This is a genomic window from Nostoc sp. (assembly GCF_036917775.1).
Lineage (GTDB): Bacteria > Cyanobacteriota > Cyanobacteriia > Cyanobacteriales > Nostocaceae > Nostoc.
This window is the reverse complement of the sequence record NZ_JBALEQ010000032.1, coordinates 46,407-62,871: the sequence shown is the minus strand read 5'-3', so window position 1 is coordinate 62,871 and position 16,465 is coordinate 46,407. Positions and strand designations below refer to the sequence as shown.

Below are 16,465 nucleotides of genomic sequence, written 5' to 3'. Positions count from 1 at the left end.
ATATATTTATTGTGTATCAACTTAAATACGTCGTTTTAGGTTTTTACTAATCATTCTTTGATGAGAATAGAGCTTCGCTGTAGGGGCAATTCATGAATTGCCCCTACGACAGATGTGGTTTTTCCAATCATCTATAATTTGCTCTTTATTGCCAATGAAGTAGTAATTACGAATTACGAATTATCTCAATGCCTCCACTTCTTCAGGAACCTTCATTTGGTCGAGAATTCCCCAGATTTCTTGTAACATCGGCTCTAAGCCGGTGCGAGTAACTGCTGAAATTATAAAAACTGGGGCGTAGGAGAGATGATTAAGTTGGGTAGCTAAAGCCTCCAAATCGACAGTTTCCCGATCTACGGCATCAATTTTATTCAGCGCTAAAATTTGTGGACGTTCTGCTAAACCCTGTCCATAAGCTTTTAATTCTTCTTTAATTGTGTTGTAATCCCTAATCACATCATCACTGGTGGCATCAATCAAGTGAAGTAGCACTCGTGTGCGCTCAATATGACGCAAGAAATCATGCCCCAACCCAGCCCCGTGAGATGCTCCCGCAATTAGTCCAGGAATATCAGCGAAAACAGTACCATCGCCAGTTGGTTTCCGTACTACACCCAAATTTGGGATCAAAGTAGTAAAGGGATAGTCGGCAATTTTTGGACGTGCTGCTGATAAAGATGAAATTAAAGTGGATTTTCCAGCATTTGGTAAGCCAATAATCCCCACTTCTGCCAAAAGTTTCAACTCTAGACGCAGCTGCTTGATTTCCCCCGGTAATCCTGGGAGGGCGTATTCTGGGGCGCGGTTACGGTTACTCAAAAAATGCTGATTTCCTAGTCCACCTTTACCACCTTGGGCAATCAGTAAAGTCTGCTGAGGCTCAGTTAAATCTCCCAGCAGTTCGCCAGTTTCAGCATCATAAATAGTTGTACCGCAGGGAACTTCGATAATTAAATCCTTTCCTCCTGCCCCTGTGCAGTTATTTGGCCCACCACGAGTTCCTTTTTCTGCCTGAAAGCGATGATTATATCTGAAGTCCAGCAAGGTTTGGAGGTTTTCGTCGGCTACGAAAAATATCGAACCGCCTCGCCCTCCATTACCACCAGAGGGGCCACCAGTCGGCACGTATTTCTCTCGCCGGAAGGCGACAATACCATCGCCGCCCTTACCAGCTTCAACTTCAATTTTTGCTTGATCGATAAATTGCATACTTAAATAATAGTGAGAAGTGAAGAGTGAGGAGTTACAAATTATAACTCCTTACTCCTCACTCCTAACTTTAACTAAATATATGGTGAAACATCTTCACCGCATTTATCTGCTAGATAAGAGAGGGCGCGGAAACGTAAGCCCACCAGTTGCTCATACAAGGGGTTAATTTTACACATCGGGGGGATGTGGACAACCTTGCGTCCAAATAAGGTGACATCCCGCTCAAAGGGACACTGAGAGGGAATCATTTTACACAAAAAGCGGGCTACTCTTGGGTCTTGGATATCTAGCCCATCCAGCCAGTCGCGCAGGGGGTGTAGTGCATTAATTTGACGCTTTGTAAGCCCAGGGCTGGCGATCGCAGGGGTAAGTTGCTGTGGGTGTTCTAGGGTATGGCGAAGGGCTTCTAGTAACTCCTCTGGCTGTTCTAAGGCTTGGCAGAACTGATGTAGCACCTCATCTTCGCTAGGAGAATAAGTACCATCTGCGATCGCTACCATCACTGCTGTCCTTAAGAAATTTTCGGCGGCTGGTGTACCTTTACCCAACACTGCGGCTAATTCCTCTGGCGTAATTATCTCTAGCGAGTCCCATTTAATCTTAGGAGCTAATTCATCTTTGGTGATGTTGGCTATTAATTCCTGTTCTTGTGCATCAAAATTACCATCTGCCCAAGCAATGGTGAGCAGTCCACGCAACCAAGCGGCAATCTGTTCGCTGCTGTAGGGGGATTGAACGGTACTTGTCATAAACTCACGTCTCAAGCTTTCCTCAGTCACTACTAAGCTACCCTAATCGGCGACTAGGAAGATAGTCTGGGCAGCACAGAAAAATAAATCAGAGAGGTTTTCAAATCGCAAAAGCCGATCTTAGGGTAAAATTCATTTATCCTGTTATTGAGAATTTTTATATTTAAAGTAAACTTGATTGGAGTATCTTAAATATTCGTGCTACATCTCTACAAGGTTTCTGGATAAAGCATATTTAATTTTTGGAAATATCTATTAGTTAGATTAGGTTAACTCTAAGCAATAAAGGTATATATAATGTTTTTCTTTGGCATTGAACATGAAGTCGCCTTCCTAAACAAAGAAGGAAAATTTGCTGATTTTTCTCACACAAAATTTGCTGATTTTAATCAAATTATTGAAAAGTTACCCACATATCCCAGCGACTATCCTCAACTGCGCGTAGGTGATGCGGGTATTAAGATGAAGAGATGGTACATTGAGGGATTTGAAAGATTTGCAGATTCCGATGAAGTGATAGACTGTCATGTTAAAGGTATTGAAATTAGAACAACTATACATTCTGATATTCAAGGCGCTATTACGGAATTATCAGAAAGTTTTCACTTACTACGTGAAGTTGCTGCTAACTTTGACTTATCACCAGTTTTGGTCAGTTTTAATCCCTACAATCCGGCTTTTGAACCTCAACCTCCATTAAATGATTATGAAATCAAACAGCTAGAGGCTTATCCTGACGAACAAACTGCCAATATTCACATGGTGTCTTATGGGCCAGATTTAAATATTTCGGTGGCAGATTTATCTACTGAAAGTGTAATTGATATTGGCAAAAAGTTAACTTATTACAGTCCCTATATCGTTCCTTTTAGTTATAGTTCACCTTTTTATAACGGAGGTTTATGGGATGGGTTATCGGTACGAACATTTATCAGAACTGGAAAAAGACCAGCAGCCCTAGTTTTTGTTCAGAAAGAAGAACAACTAATTAATAGTACACCTTCACTAACAAAAATCGCCCGCATTCCGGCTGAAGTAGGACGTATTGAATTTAAAGCTTGTGATAGTTGTGATAATTTTTTAATCTACGCGTCTTTGCTAGCTTTATTAAAAGGTTTGGTGTTAGATAACACCTTACTGGGTAGAGAAACTGTACCCGATACAGCATTACATCAAATTTCTGCAAAAGAAGGTTTTGACAACGAGGATATTTTTGAGAATGCGATAAAAGTCTTGCAAGCAGCCGAAGTTGCCTTAGAAAATGACCCCGATGTTCATTATTTAATGCCCTTAAAAGTACTACTGGCGCAGCGAAAAACGAGATCTCATGAATTAATAGAAATGTTCAATCGAGTCAGTTCAATAGAAGAGGTAATAAGGCAGACTTATCAAGTTTAAATAAAAGATTTATTTTTCTCCTTTAAAAAGGGGATATTTATATAAATTTATACTTTACAAATATCCTATAAAGTGCATATTTGTGAAAGTGCATTGATTCGATAAAGTCTGGCTAACTGAACACAAATCCAGAGTCATTAATCTGCGACAACTATATTAAGTCGATATATCTAGAGACTGATTTTTATTGTAACCACAGATATAGAAAAGTTCATTCTAGAGATTGATGCAGACTTTAGCATTTTCCAAGTACAAGTAGAAACAGGGAAGCTTGAGAAAAGAAATGTTAATGTCAAATGTAATAATTTTGCTACAGAATTAAGGTGGTATTTGCTTATTATCCCTTATTGATTCGATGCAGAAATACAAAGATAATTTCTTCATTTCTTGATCAGGTTCCTTTTACAAGAACTTTCTGATTGAAGTTTAGCTTGCTATTTTTATTATTGCTCAATTTGCCAAATAAAAGTATAAGCTCTACTTTCTCAGTGTAAGTTCTGCGTTGTTAAAGCTGTTATCGAGGATTTCAAATGAAGATTATTGCTTCTGTTTTATCTATCTTAAGTCCAGTACGTTTTTTAATTGTAGGCTTTACTTGCGCCTTACTATTGTTATCTAGTGCTTTTCCTGCTTTTGCGATCGATAGCTACCAAAGTGACTCTACCGAAGGCACTACACAACTGCTTGACATTCAGCGCAAAACTGATGAAGCTGCTAAAGAACCACCAGCAGGATTGAAAAAGGTTCAAAAGGAGTCCAACAAAGGACTCAACGAGGTTCAGGGAGATGCTGATATTGACAAGCAGAAGCGTCCTGAGAATTCACAGGGTGCAACCTCTGTGGAAGAAAATATTAAGAATGTGTTGGAGAAAGTTACAGGTAAGTAACTAAATTAATAGTTCTGGTAATTTTTGGGTAGTAATGGGTGATTGCTTTTACGCAATCACCCATTACTAATTATTAAGGTTAAGCTTACTAGCAAATTAAATTAATTAAGTATAAAGCTATCTTCACATAAGCATTGTTGTAAAACTGAGTTTAGATAATTTAAACTAACTATTATATTTAATATTCTTATGTTTGAAATTTTAAATCGCTAATTACTAGACTATTGGCTGAATACTACCTATTAAGACATAGGCACAATTATCAATTTGGTAACTCATCTAAGCTCATAATGTTTCCTTTGGTTGATGTGGAATGTATCTGAAATTTGAGAAGTTAGTAAATAAGTTTGCTTAGGGATGGAAAAACAATGCGTGCGATAAACATTGGGTTAACAGAAGAACAGCGTCAAGGTGTAATTAATCTGTTAAATAAAGATTTGGCAGATGCCTATCTACTGTTGGTAAAAACCAAAAAGTATCACTGGGATGTCGTTGGCCCTCAGTTCCGCTCTTTGCACCAGCTTTGGGAAGAACACTACCAAAAGCTGACTCTAAATATTGATGCTTTGGCAGAGCGAGTTCGTGCTTTGGGTGGTTATCCAGTTGGCACAATGGAAGGATTTCTTAAGATTGCTAGCCTCAAGGAACATGCTGGTAATGTTCCCACAGCAACAGGGATGGTAGCTAATCTAGTGGAAGACCACGAACAGGTTATTCGTAACTTAAGAGACCATGTGGATCAGTCTGGTGACGACTTCCACGATCAGGGAACTGCTGACTTTCTGACTGGACTCATGGAAGAGCATGAGGAAATGGCTTGGATGCTGCGTTCATTTATTGAAGGCGAAGCACTAGGTCCAGATGGTAGACAGCCAGCAGAAGGGGCTAAAACTCCTGTAGGTGTGTAGCTCATAACGTCTAAGTTAAAAATGGGTGTTTGTGAAACTAGTTAGAAGGAGGATTAATTCCTCCTTTTAATTAGTCTGAAAGAATTAATTTGCTTGCATCTAACTATTCAATATATTCATTGTAAAAGCAACATAATACAAGGAGTATTTAAGTGACAGAAGTATATAAAGCAGAACGTACTATATCTGCCGTATTCAAAGAACAGAAGCAAATTGATGATGTAATTCGACGTTTACTAGACAGAGGTGTACCTAGAGATCATATTTCGGTCATGGGTAGAAACTTTCAGTCAGAAACTAGAATCGCTGGCTTTATTAGTAAAAAGGATGTGATTCTGGGAGGTTTGAGAACAGGGGCAGTTTTTGGTTCCTTGTTTGGTTCCTTTCTCAGCTTGCTTACGGGTGTAGGCGTACTGTTTATTCCCTTTGTCGGCCCAATCGTAGCAGCAGGGCCTATTGGTGCAGTGTTGCTGGGGGCTGCTAGTGGAGCGATCGCAGGTAGTGCAGGTGCTGGTCTGGTGTCGGTTCTAACTACTTTGGGGATGCCAGAAGATAAAGCAGCTATCTACCAAACCCGCTTACAAGCTGGTGAATTCTTAGTGATGGCAGAAGTTCCGAGCGATCGCACTGGCGAATTTCAATTGCTACTCGAAAGTGCTGGTGGCGAAGAAATTAATACGATCGAAAAAACCTTTGCTCGCCCTTGTCCTGGACAGTGTAACAGTCCAGATGACTTGTCTCCTGAAGTTCGCGCTCATCTTTCTGATGAAGCTCAACGCACATTCATAGAGCGTTATAACACTGTCTTCAATGAAAAAAATGACGAGTTCACAGCCGAACAAGCTGCTTGGGAGTCTGTTCATCAGCAATATGATGAAGATCAAAACGGCGTTTGGTCAAAAGCTAAAGTTAAAGTTTAAGGATTTCCAAGAAATAAATTGTCCAATTTTATCCAGTGGTTATCTTGTCAGCATTTAGTTAAATCAAGTCGAAATACAATTTCGAACATAGCTGAGACTCTGTTTTTGTTCTTATTTATTTGAGTCTCAGTTTTTTGTGTTATTTTAAACCCCTTCATCACTATTTATTGATTTTATTCTCAATAATTAAGGACTTTGAAAAAGTCCTTAATTATTCAAATATACTTGTAAGCTTTTTCAGACTTTATGAATCGTCGAACTCACCTTAATGTAGGTTTACAATAACGACTATCATACGGCATTAATGTTTACATTCACTTCGGAGCAAGCAAAATACTTCTTGCGGAAGTTGTCATGCGTCAATTGATAATGCTGAGTCTGTAATTTCCTGTTTCAATATCAACATTGATAGCTAAAAGCGGAGTATCTGGTGCAGCATACTTTAGCCCAAGCCAGTTTATAAACCACCAGCCGCTTTATCTGCTTGGGTGGGTTTGTATAGACGTTTTGTCTTTACCTATTTATATACCAATAACAGGTAGCTTTCTATACCAATAACAGGTAGTGGCTCTGGGGTGAATTCTTGTCAGTTCGTGGACAAAGTGAAAATAGTCGCAGACTAATTGAAAATTATGTTTGTGTAACCCTTCTGCTGTCGTAATCGCTCATAGCAGCTTCGCTACTTTCGCCTCTATTTAATTTCAGAGGATGTTTGAACTAACGGTGTTTGTACTGTATCCAATTTCAGTGAGTCTAAAGACCTAGTAAACTGAATACATAACCCGGTAAACTGGATGCTCAAACCGATGACGGCTATGATGGCGGAAATCTTCTCGAAACGACTCATTGCTTTTTCCCTCCTAGTGTTTGAGATAATTTTAAGCAAGTTACTGATTTGTTGTTTGGGTGTTGCTTTGTTAAACCGATATCGGCGTAATTTCATAGTTGCACTAGTTGAATAAACACCAGCTGCACAAAGACTGTGAGTCTTGATAAACAAGTCCAGTAAACGCTTGTGAAGCCGCTTGCATCTAGCATAAGAATATGAGTAAAGGACAGTTCGACAAAGCATTCAACGAGTTAACACATAAACGACGGGAAGTATTGATAAAGTTTTTGGCTGGACAGACAGATGAAGAGATCGCTAAATCCCTAAGTACTGTTCAATCAACAGTAAGACAACACATCTTAGCAATCTCTAGGAAGTTTGGTTTAGAAAATGAGTTTCCAGACGAACGCCGCTCAAAACGTCCTGATTTGATTGCTCTTTTTCAGAAGTACAAGCCAGAGTTAATAGTTGGTAAAACTCCTATAGAAACGACAACATTAGAACAGATAACTCAAAAAAGCATACCAGATAAGAATTTTGTCGGGCGTGAAAGAGCGATAGCACATCTCAACGACTTCAACAGCCGAGGCGCAAAAGTTATCCTGATTCAAGCAAAAGGTGGTGTAGGAAAGACAACTTTAGCCAGAAATTATCTCAAGCAAAAATTTGGTTTTTATATAGAGTTTCCGATTGCCAAAGAAACTGAGAATATTACTCCAATTGAAAGTTTAGTTCAGGAACGGCTACGGCAACTGAATGAAGAACCAGGACGTGAGTTTGGCGTATCACTTGAACGCTTTCGCCAAAAACTTCAGGCTCAAAGAATTGGAGTTTTAATTGATAATCTTGAACCTGCACTGGATGAAAATGGTAAGTTTATCAAGCCTCATCGCTGCTATGTAGAGTTATTGCGAGTTTTAGCCGATCCAAGTTTGCAGTCATTGACACTGATTACCAGCCGCGATCGCCTACATGAATCTGATGTTTCTGTTTCGAATTATATTCTAGAAGGTTTATCTGTCAACGCATGGGAAGAATATTTTAACAGCCGCAGTCTTCAAACAAATTCTCCAGCTTTGAGTTCTATACACAATGCCTACGGAGGAAATGCTAAAGCAATGGAAATTATTGCTGGTGCTATTCAAGTAGAATATGCAGGAAATGTAGAGCAGTATTGGCAAATGAATCAGGGAGATTTATTAGTTGAGGCTGATTTAAGAGATTTAGTCACCACTCAGCTTAATCGTTTAGAACAACACCATTCTCCAGCTTTTAAGCTCCTCTGCCGTTTAGGATGTTATCGTTATCAAGATATTGCAACAGTTTCTATTAATGGGCTTTTTTCTTTGCTATGGGATGTACCAGAGTCACAACATCTGCGGGTAGTTAATTCTTTACGCGATCGCTCTTTAGTGGAGTTTCAAAAGGGCGAACACTGGTTGCATCCAGTGATTAGAGAAGAAGCAATAAGTAGGCTGAGGACGAGTGAAGATTGGGAGACAGCAAACTGTAAGGCAGCAGAATTTTGGACAAATAGTGTTAACAAGGTTGACATTATAGAGGAAGCATTACAAGCTTTTGAAGCTTACTATCATTATCTAGCCATTTATGATTTTGAAGCAGCTTGTAGTGTAATTGTATATAAAAGAAAATCAAAATGGGAATGGCATAACTTAGAAGGTGGAGCAGGGCTTAGTGGTTCACTTCGTAGATTAGGTTTATCGCAAAAACTGATATTAGCGGGAAATCAAATAATAGGTAATGTTTTACATATAATAAATTTAGCAAGTATTCACATTAGTCTTGCTCAAAGCTATTGGTTCGCTGGTAATCTTTCTGAAAGTCTTAGGGAATATAAAAATGCAGAAATATTAAGTCTTGAATGTTTACATACAAATACTAATAGCCAAAATGATTTAATATTGAACAGGTTTTATTTGGGTTCATTAGTAGGCAAAGGTATTTGTAAAATAGATTTATTAGAAATGGAAGAAGCAGAAGGGATTTTTTTAAAGCTTTTAGAAATTTCTCATCCAAAAGATTATTATAACTTTCAAATAGAAGCATACTATGGTTTAGCTTTTATATATTCAAAAACTTCATTTAAAGAAAAAGCACAAGATTTTGCTAATAAAAGTTATAACTCATCAAAAGATGACTCAGATGAATTAAATGAATGGGCTATAGGACATAGATATATATTTCTAGGATTAACTTATAAAAACTTAGGAGATATCCAAACATCTTTTCAAATGTACAATCAGGCCGTGATCTTTGCTGATGACAACCACTATGCTCAAATTAAAGCTAGGGCTTTAACTGGTCTAGCAGAACTTTATCGAGAACAGCAAGAATTTGAAATAGCATTTTCTGATCATTCAAAAGCAATAGAAATGCTGGAGAAAATAGGTGCTAAATGTGACCTTGCTGAAGCTTACTATCAATTGGGATTGACTCATAAAAAAAAGGAAGAATTACAAAAAAGTAAAGAAAATTTTCAGAAAGCGATTCAACTATTTAGAGAAATAGAAGCACCCAAGCAAGTAGAGAAGGTACGACGTGCAACAGACAATGGTGAAAGTAATCAGATAGAGTGAAATGAAATAAAATATAAGATTCTGTTCAGTAACTCCAAATCATCCAGGGATTCAACCCCGGATGATTTGCTCTTTCTACCTCCTGCAACTGCGGTTTTAAATCTTCTCTATGGCAATTTATAACTACCAACACGCAAATTTAACTGGCCTTGACGCGGGTTTTGGCTGAATATAAATGCGCCTTCTTCACTTTCCCCACTAGATAAAAAGTCGATCTGTTGCTCTCCTGTTTCTGTAACTTTGCCGTCAATCATTAACTCAGCCATAATCTGAACTGACTCAGCTGTATCTCCTCCACTATTCACAACTTCAAAAGGAACATAAAATTGGCCATCAATTTCCCGAATTGTTTCTTTTTTGGTAACAGAAAGAATGGGAGGTTGATTCTTTTCATTCAGCCAAGTGTAACCAACTAAACTCACAATGATTGCTAGGATAAGTGAAGCGACGCTGAATGTTACCCACTCAGCTATTGAGCGCTTTGGTGGTTGTTCTGTTTGAGTCATATTGCTAACCTGCCGGCTGCACCGCCAATAGTTGCAGGTAAGCCCAGCATCAACGTGTGATCTAACCACATTGTCCAAGGATCACTAAAGGTTAACTTTTGAAAGAACCACAGCATAAAAGCGCTTGCTAGAAGTGACACTAGGTAAGACATCATAGTTTCGCTCGATGGTCGTTGGAAAATTCCCTTTTGCTCTCTTCGCTTTTGCTGGTCAGAAAAGCCTGCTTGAAATACAATTCCATAAGAAATTAGTAAAGATGTGGCGATCATTGCTAACTCCCAAGGTGGCGAGGCTGCGGCTGCAAGCATAGTAATTTCATCTGTTGGAGCGATGTTAAATGCAATTATGGTTGCACCAATTAGGGTTCCGCCCACATCGGCAAAGGTGGCGTTTAACTCATCTTTTTGGTTGCTAGTTGTGCTGTCAGCTTTTTGTCCTTCTCCATTGCTGTTTCTACTATCTCCCAACAACTGGTTGGCTAATGCTACACCAAGAGCAAATGGCACACTTTCAAAGATGATTTTACCTAAAGATTCTTTTAGGGAAGTTTCTAGTGTCAATTCTCGCAATAGTAGCAGCACAAAGGCAGAGCAAGCTAGTCCGATCGCGATCGCTTCTACAGTATCCATTGCGGCTTGAAGAGCTAGCCAGCTATATCTGCGTTTCCGAAAGCCTTCTGTCTGATTGAGCAAGTACACCACGATAAACATAAATGCGATCGCCATCATCATCAGTTGTGGTTTTACCAGCGATCCAATCCACCAAACTTCCATTGTATAAAGTAAGGGTATGCCAAATAAAAAACCACCACAAGCACCCCGAATAATATCATTAATCTCACTCCTCCATACATCTTTTTTACGTTTTGTTGCCACTCCTTTTCTGCCCTTTTATTGAAAATTTACTTTGACTTCTCTAATTTTCTATGAATATGTATATAGCAGTCTTAAATACTTTGTGAAAAGTTAAATCCCCAACTTCTCAAAGAAGCCGGAGATGTGAACAGTGCAAATTTCTATGAATTCGGATTTTTTAACGTGCTTACTCTGTAGCTCACCGTATCTATCTTAAGATACATAATCAACTGAATTTTTCTATCGGTTGATGGAGGTCAAAAATAATACATTACTGTTAGTTTATGTAATAGCTGAATCAACTACAAGCGGGAGATACAAACCATGAGTACCGAAAAAAGAGTAGAAGCTACTGTAAAGAATATTGAAGGAAAAATCCAAGAGGTTGTGGGTGAAATAACAGGGAATCCACAAGATAAAGCTGAAGGACAAGCAAAGCAAGCTGAAGCCCAAGTTGGTCACACTGTAGAAAACATTAAAGATGAACTCAAGAAAGCTTTAGAATAATTTAGTTTTTGCAGTGCAGCAACACTAACCATGATTAATTACTGATACCTTAACATTAATTACTCCACCAACCATGAGGAAGTGGAGTTTTTGTATTTGCGTAAAATCTGAAAGGGTGAATTCCTAAGAAATTGCTTTTTACCACGATTTTTCTAGAGATTTAATTCAACTAATAACTGGCACGATTAGCTAATAGGTTCCAGACAAAAATGGCAATTATTGCGCCAATTACAGCAACAATGACACCGGGGATACTGAGGGTTGTTTAAGATGGTAAAATATCAAGAATTATTGGGAGGAATCAATCCTCATGACTTTTATTGTTGCTAAATGGACGATTGAAGAGTATCACCGCATGATTGATGCTGGCATTTTAAGCGATCGCAAAGTTGAACTACTTAAGGGGGAAATTGTCGAAATGTCGCCGGAAGGGGAACCCCATGCTTATTGTAGTCATGAATCGGCAGAGTATCTAGCGGATTTGTTAGGTAAACGTGCTGCAATCCGACAAGCCAAACCTATCACCTTACCTAACGACTCGGAACCAGAACCAGATATTGCCATTGTCCAACGTTTAGGGCGCGAGTATCGAGAGCATCATCCCTATCCAGAAAATATTTTCTGGTTGATTGAGTATGCTAACTCCAGTTTAGAAAAAGATTTAGAGAAGAAAACCAAAATCTACGCAGAAGCAGGTATTTTAGAGTATTGGGTTGTAAATCTCAAAAAGCTTCATTTAGTAGTGTTTAGAGAAGTCTTAGATGGAGAGTACGCAACAAAATTGACATTGACTGCGGGAACAATTCAACCGCTAGCATTTCCAGATATTTCTGTTGCGGTGGAACAGATTATTAATAGTTAAGGTAATTACAATTCAAAATCAAAAGGTCAAATAAAAGTCCACGTTGATAGAGGATAAAAAACACAGTAAATCAGGATAAGCGAGCTTTTTGTGACAAATGGGCAGAGGGAAGTAAGTAGAGCAGCGTGAATAATTCAAGGTTTGTAGTGAGGACTTTAGTCCTCTTATAAGGGCTGTTAGCGAAGCGTTCCCGCAGGGTAGCCCACGCTACGCGAACACTACGAACTGAACTGATATCAATATCTTTTATATTACTTAATCTAGTTTGATTTGTTCCCACCGACTTACTTACCTGTGAAAGACGATATGATACAGCGATCGCAAGCATACTCAAGGCCCCAAGCATTGATATCGATACGACGAATGCCAAAAAGCTTAATTGAACTGTATTGCTCGATAAACTCTCTTTAACTTCTCAACTCTGTGTTCTCTGTGTCTCTGTGGTTAAATAAAATGCTTTTGAACCGCAGAGACGCGGAGGGCGCAGAGAAAAAAAAGAGATTTGGCATTACTGAAAACATCAAATTCCATGACTTTTTCCAATTACCCAATTACGCCGGAAAAACCGGGCTAAAGCTGATTCTTCTAAGGATAAATAAATTGGCCGTCCGTGGGGACAAGTGCGGGGGTTGCGAGTGCGTTGCCAATTATCTAAAAGTGTCTGCATTTCTTGTTGATCCATCGGTGTACCGTTACGAATGGCACTGCGACAGGCGACAGCTACTTGGGCCGTTTGTAAATCGCCTCCCCAACTAAGCTCTAAAATTGCTTCTGCACAGTCGTCTCGCTGTTGTAAAGGTGCAGGTATGTTTCTGACAGCCCAAAGTTGCTCGCCAAAGGGTTCTATTTCTAAACCGATGCGTTGCAGTTGCGATACTTGCGCTGACGACAATTGATAAAGAATGATTGGCGGTTCGACGGGGACAAGTTGCCAATCATCGCATAATTGCTCATACAAAACTCGCTCATGGGCAATGTGCTGTTCTACTAACCACATACCACCTGGATGTTCAGCCACAATATAGGTATTACTAACTTGAGCGATAGCTTTTAAGGAATTAGGATTTTTGCAATCTTCCTTGGGATTTTGAGGATTGAAATTGTAGCCGCCTTTAGCTTCTGCGGCTTTGAGTAATTTACTAACTCGTGTTGTGTGAACAGCTTCTTTGAGATTGGGAGAAGAGATACTGAGCGCTTGGTTAATTGCTTGGGTAATTTGCTCTTGCCAATAAATGATTTCGTTGAGGTAAATTTCTGTTTTTGCTGGATTGCGATTCCAGTTAATTTGATCGGGAGAAATGGCAAGATGTAAGAAACAAATTGGATAGCGATCGCGCGGTAATGTTCTGTGAAATGCTGATAATATCGTTTGCTCTAGTTCCGGTGTTTTAACTATCCTGCCGTTAATGGCTACACGTACCCAATCTGGACGATGACGATGACAGCGATCGGGTAATCCTACCACTAAAGTGAGTGCTGAGTGCTGAGTGCTGAGTGCTGAGTGAGGAGTGAGGAGTGAGGAGTTAGGAGTTAGGAGTTCTGGATTTAGTGGGTTGGGTATTTCGAGTTTTATTTCTTGCAAGTCACCTTGTCGCACTTGGGGTAAAATCTGCGGTAGGAGTTGCCCAGTTGTTCTAGCCGGAGAGATGGTGAACCATTGACGGTCATTTTGCCAAATCTGCCAGGTGACGTGGGGATGACACAGGGCGACTTGGTGAATTGTGGTTTGCACAGCTTTCATTTGCTGGGCAACTGTGGGCAATCCCTGACGACGTGATGAGCAATTACCGAAAAGATGAGAAACTGTCACCACTGTACCAGGTGCGATCGCAGTTACTTCAACTTGCACAACTTTCCCACCATCGCCATAAATTATCCGCCATCCTAATTTTCCACCCACAGGACGGCTCAAAATTTCCAAATCTGCCAGAGTTGTTAAGCTATGTAACGCCTCACCACGAAACCCTAAACTGTTAATTTTCCATAAATCGGCACTAGAGCGAATTTTACTGGTGCTGTGGGCTGTGGCTGCTTGTTGCAAATCATCTAGGTTCATTCCACAACCATTATCTGCCACACGAATTCGCCATTGCTGTGGCCATAAAGAAACCACAATTCGCGTTGCACCTGCGTCTAGGGAATTTTCTACCAATTCCCGCACCACAGAGGCTAAAGAGTCGATTACCTCACCGGCTGTAATAAGATATACGACTTCTGTTGGTAGAGCTTGAATAGTAGATGCCATAAATTATAGTTTATAGCTTCTGGGGGTAAGAGAAGTAGGAAGAGATGAGAGATTATTTTCAACTAGCTAGTTGCAAATTATTAACTTATTACACTGAAAACTCAATTAAAAGGCGATTTTTGATAAATTGCTTGTGAGGTTATAAGCAGGAAAAGCTTATGAGTAATAATTTAGTTGCTGATGTCCATGATTTAAAGACCCGTTTGCAATGGGGTCAACCAGGTTTTACAATTGTTGATGTGCGCGATCGCCACACCTACAATCACGGTCGGATAAGTGGAGCAATACCCATTCCATTAGACGATTTGGCATCTAAAGCCAAATCTGCCCTACACAAAGAACGCCATATCTATATTTATGGCGACACTGATGAGCATACAACCCAGGCTGCACAAATTCTCAGAGGCGCAGGGTTTATTGAAGTAGCGGAAATCAAAGGTGGCCTTGCAGCTTGGATTTCAGTCGGCGGTGCTACAGAAGGTGTTGGCGCTTAAACTTAACCCAGGCATACTAATCTAAGTCTATTTATCTCATCATTGCTGGTTTTTTGTACTGCACATTAGACTTCTAGCAAAAATCAGAATTAGCGAAAAATTAACCACAGATAAACACCGATGAATTATCTGTGAACATCTGTGGTTTAATTTCTAAAACATTGTTTTTGCAAGATAACTATTGTGCATTACAGCTTTCTCTACAGCATCATTATAAAAACCAGTGATTGCAACATTAATTAACATTAAATCATCTTACTTTTTGCTTATCTTTAGGTGGTCGTTAATTACTATCTCTTGTTGCCAAAACTTTAGGTGGTTCAGGTTTGAGCAAACCGTTCAACAAGGATGCAGGACGTTCACTGTAAGGCCAAGCGAAAGCATGACGGAAAGCGGCATCCTGACAAGCTTGAAGTTGCTCAAAACTAATGATGTCGTAAGTCAAGAGATTTTCATACTCAAACGGTAGACGCATATTGTGCAACCCAGCATTATCAGTACAGATAGCAATATCTACCCCAGCTTCAAAACAACGGTCAAAAACTAATTTGAGTTGACGTATATCCTGCAAAGTACCAGTTTTTAAATAAGTTGTGGGGCAAACCTCTAAACACTGTCCGCGTCTAGCTACATCATTAAGTAACTCTGGATACAGTAGGGGGATTTGGATACCGTGACCGATTCGCATCAGATAGGGTAACAGTTCGGGATAACAACCTGCGGTGGTTTCATATAGATGTCCCGTGGTTTTAACGCCTAGCGATCGCGCATAATCATATAAGCTAATCCATTCTTCTAAGCGATCGGCATAATAGCTATCACCCCCTGCGACATCGACTGCACAGACATACTGCTGATTTTGTGCCGCTAAATCAACAATCGCCTTGTTCACCTCATAAGGTAGGCGGGTGTGCATACAGAGAATTTGGCTAGTCACAATCGGATGTTCTGGCTGGTGGCTTGCAAGTCCTACTACTTTTACAATTTCTGCCATCTTGTCAATTCTCTGTGATTGATTCAGATGCTCAGGTGTCCGCAAATAGGGAGTGTAACGCAGTTCCAGATAAGCCAAATTTTCAAAGATGTAAGCACCCCGCACCAAGCGATAGATAAAGTAAGGCAAAGTCTCAACTGTTTGCACACTTTCTACCAAGGTGTGTAATTCTAGATACTCATCTAGGGTGTTGCGTGGACGGGTGTAAAAATCTTCAAATTGTGAATAGTCAGCAAAACGGGAAATCAACTCCGAAGAATGTCGCTCGAAATATCGCCATAGAACTCGCGGTACGACGGAACCGCCCAAATGTCTATGTAATTCAGCATATAAAGCCATAGTGGTATTTTTAGGTAAAAATTTCAATAATTGTAACAAAAACATCGAAAGAAAAAATCTTACTCGCAAAAATTTAGAGCAAAGTAGAGATTTACCACCATCTGAATTTTCAATCCAAGTCTTACTAATTGAGGTTTCGCTCGGTTCCTATACAGAATATGAGA

15 protein-coding genes and 1 pseudogene are annotated in these 16,465 nt (G+C 39.6%); 8 read left to right on the top strand and 8 right to left on the bottom strand.

Annotated elements, in window-relative coordinates:
• Nucleotides 1–180: 180 nt before the first annotated feature.
• Both obgE and V7K69_RS05905 read right to left on the bottom strand, forming a co-directional pair.
• Nucleotides 181–1,209: a GTPase ObgE gene (gene obgE, locus V7K69_RS05910; RefSeq protein WP_190935133.1), complete on the bottom strand. Its 1,029-nt coding sequence runs from the start codon at nucleotides 1,207–1,209 to the stop codon at nucleotides 181–183.
• A 74-nt stretch (nucleotides 1,210–1,283) separates the two neighbouring features.
• Nucleotides 1,284–1,961: a Mo-dependent nitrogenase C-terminal domain-containing protein gene (locus tag V7K69_RS05905; RefSeq protein WP_335032249.1), complete on the bottom strand. Its 678-nt coding sequence runs from the start codon at nucleotides 1,959–1,961 to the stop codon at nucleotides 1,284–1,286.
• A 297-nt stretch (nucleotides 1,962–2,258) separates the two neighbouring features.
• On the opposite strand from V7K69_RS05905, the gene V7K69_RS05900 reads away from it, so the two are divergent.
• The 4 genes from V7K69_RS05900 to V7K69_RS05885 all read left to right on the top strand — a co-directional run bounded on the left by V7K69_RS05900 (nucleotide 2,259) and on the right by V7K69_RS05885 (nucleotide 6,074).
• Nucleotides 2,259–3,359 (top strand): glutamate--cysteine ligase, encoded by a 1,101-nt coding sequence (locus tag V7K69_RS05900; protein ID WP_335032246.1) that lies wholly within the window; start codon nucleotides 2,259–2,261, stop codon nucleotides 3,357–3,359.
• A 530-nt stretch (nucleotides 3,360–3,889) separates the two neighbouring features.
• Complete coding sequence (locus V7K69_RS05895; protein ID WP_335032244.1) at nucleotides 3,890–4,246, top strand: hypothetical protein; 357 nt, start codon at nucleotides 3,890–3,892, stop codon at nucleotides 4,244–4,246.
• Between the two features lie 368 nt (nucleotides 4,247–4,614).
• Nucleotides 4,615–5,154, top strand: coding sequence for a Dps family protein (locus tag V7K69_RS05890; RefSeq protein WP_335032242.1), 540 nt, complete (start codon nucleotides 4,615–4,617; stop codon nucleotides 5,152–5,154).
• Between the two features lie 152 nt (nucleotides 5,155–5,306).
• Complete coding sequence (locus V7K69_RS05885; RefSeq protein WP_335032240.1) at nucleotides 5,307–6,074, top strand: ChaB family protein; 768 nt, start codon at nucleotides 5,307–5,309, stop codon at nucleotides 6,072–6,074.
• Nucleotides 6,075–6,765: 691 nt separating this feature from the next.
• Here the strand turns inward: V7K69_RS05885 and V7K69_RS05880 are convergent.
• Nucleotides 6,766–6,921 (bottom strand): hypothetical protein, encoded by a 156-nt coding sequence (locus V7K69_RS05880; protein ID WP_335032238.1) that lies wholly within the window; start codon nucleotides 6,919–6,921, stop codon nucleotides 6,766–6,768.
• A gap of 197 nt (nucleotides 6,922–7,118) precedes the next feature.
• Here V7K69_RS05880 and V7K69_RS05875 point away from each other — a divergent pair, with 197 nt between their 5' ends.
• Entirely contained in the window at nucleotides 7,119–9,500 is a 2,382-nt protein-coding gene (locus V7K69_RS05875) for a tetratricopeptide repeat protein (RefSeq protein ID WP_335032236.1), read from the top strand.
• A 107-nt stretch (nucleotides 9,501–9,607) separates the two neighbouring features.
• Here V7K69_RS05875 and V7K69_RS05870 read toward each other — a convergent pair whose 3' ends face one another.
• Complete coding sequence (locus V7K69_RS05870) at nucleotides 9,608–10,006, bottom strand: TIGR02588 family protein (RefSeq protein ID WP_335032234.1); 399 nt, start codon at nucleotides 10,004–10,006, stop codon at nucleotides 9,608–9,610.
• The gene (locus V7K69_RS05865; RefSeq protein ID WP_335032232.1) at nucleotides 10,003–10,881 is read right to left on the bottom strand and encodes a TIGR02587 family membrane protein; all 879 of its coding nucleotides are present in this window, start codon (nucleotides 10,879–10,881) and stop codon (nucleotides 10,003–10,005) included. The genes V7K69_RS05870 and V7K69_RS05865 overlap by 4 nt, the downstream gene beginning before the upstream one ends.
• 303 nt (nucleotides 10,882–11,184) lie before the next feature.
• On the opposite strand from V7K69_RS05865, the gene V7K69_RS05860 reads away from it, so the two are divergent.
• Nucleotides 11,185–11,367, top strand: coding sequence for a CsbD family protein (locus tag V7K69_RS05860; RefSeq protein ID WP_012409675.1), 183 nt, complete (start codon nucleotides 11,185–11,187; stop codon nucleotides 11,365–11,367).
• A 169-nt stretch (nucleotides 11,368–11,536) separates the two neighbouring features.
• On the opposite strand, the pseudogene V7K69_RS05855 reads toward V7K69_RS05860, so the two are convergent.
• Nucleotides 11,537–11,629: pseudogene (locus V7K69_RS05855) on the bottom strand (GlsB/YeaQ/YmgE family stress response membrane protein); the annotation flags it as partial.
• Nucleotides 11,630–11,677: 48 nt separating this feature from the next.
• Between V7K69_RS05855 and V7K69_RS05850 the strand changes: the two are divergent.
• Nucleotides 11,678–12,229 (top strand): Uma2 family endonuclease, encoded by a 552-nt coding sequence (locus V7K69_RS05850; protein WP_335032230.1) that lies wholly within the window; start codon nucleotides 11,678–11,680, stop codon nucleotides 12,227–12,229.
• 520 nt (nucleotides 12,230–12,749) lie between these two features.
• Here the strand turns inward: V7K69_RS05850 and mutL are convergent.
• Entirely contained in the window at nucleotides 12,750–14,474 is a 1,725-nt protein-coding gene (gene mutL / locus V7K69_RS05845) for a DNA mismatch repair endonuclease MutL (protein ID WP_335032228.1), read from the bottom strand.
• A gap of 158 nt (nucleotides 14,475–14,632) precedes the next feature.
• Here mutL and V7K69_RS05840 point away from each other — a divergent pair, with 158 nt between their 5' ends.
• Nucleotides 14,633–14,968, top strand: coding sequence for a rhodanese-like domain-containing protein (locus V7K69_RS05840; protein ID WP_335032226.1), 336 nt, complete (start codon nucleotides 14,633–14,635; stop codon nucleotides 14,966–14,968).
• A gap of 283 nt (nucleotides 14,969–15,251) precedes the next feature.
• Here the strand turns inward: V7K69_RS05840 and V7K69_RS05835 are convergent, their stop codons facing one another.
• Nucleotides 15,252–16,301, bottom strand: a complete 1,050-nt coding sequence (locus V7K69_RS05835) for an adenosine deaminase (protein ID WP_335032224.1) — start codon at nucleotides 16,299–16,301, stop codon at nucleotides 15,252–15,254.
• Nucleotides 16,302–16,465 lie beyond the last annotated feature (164 nt).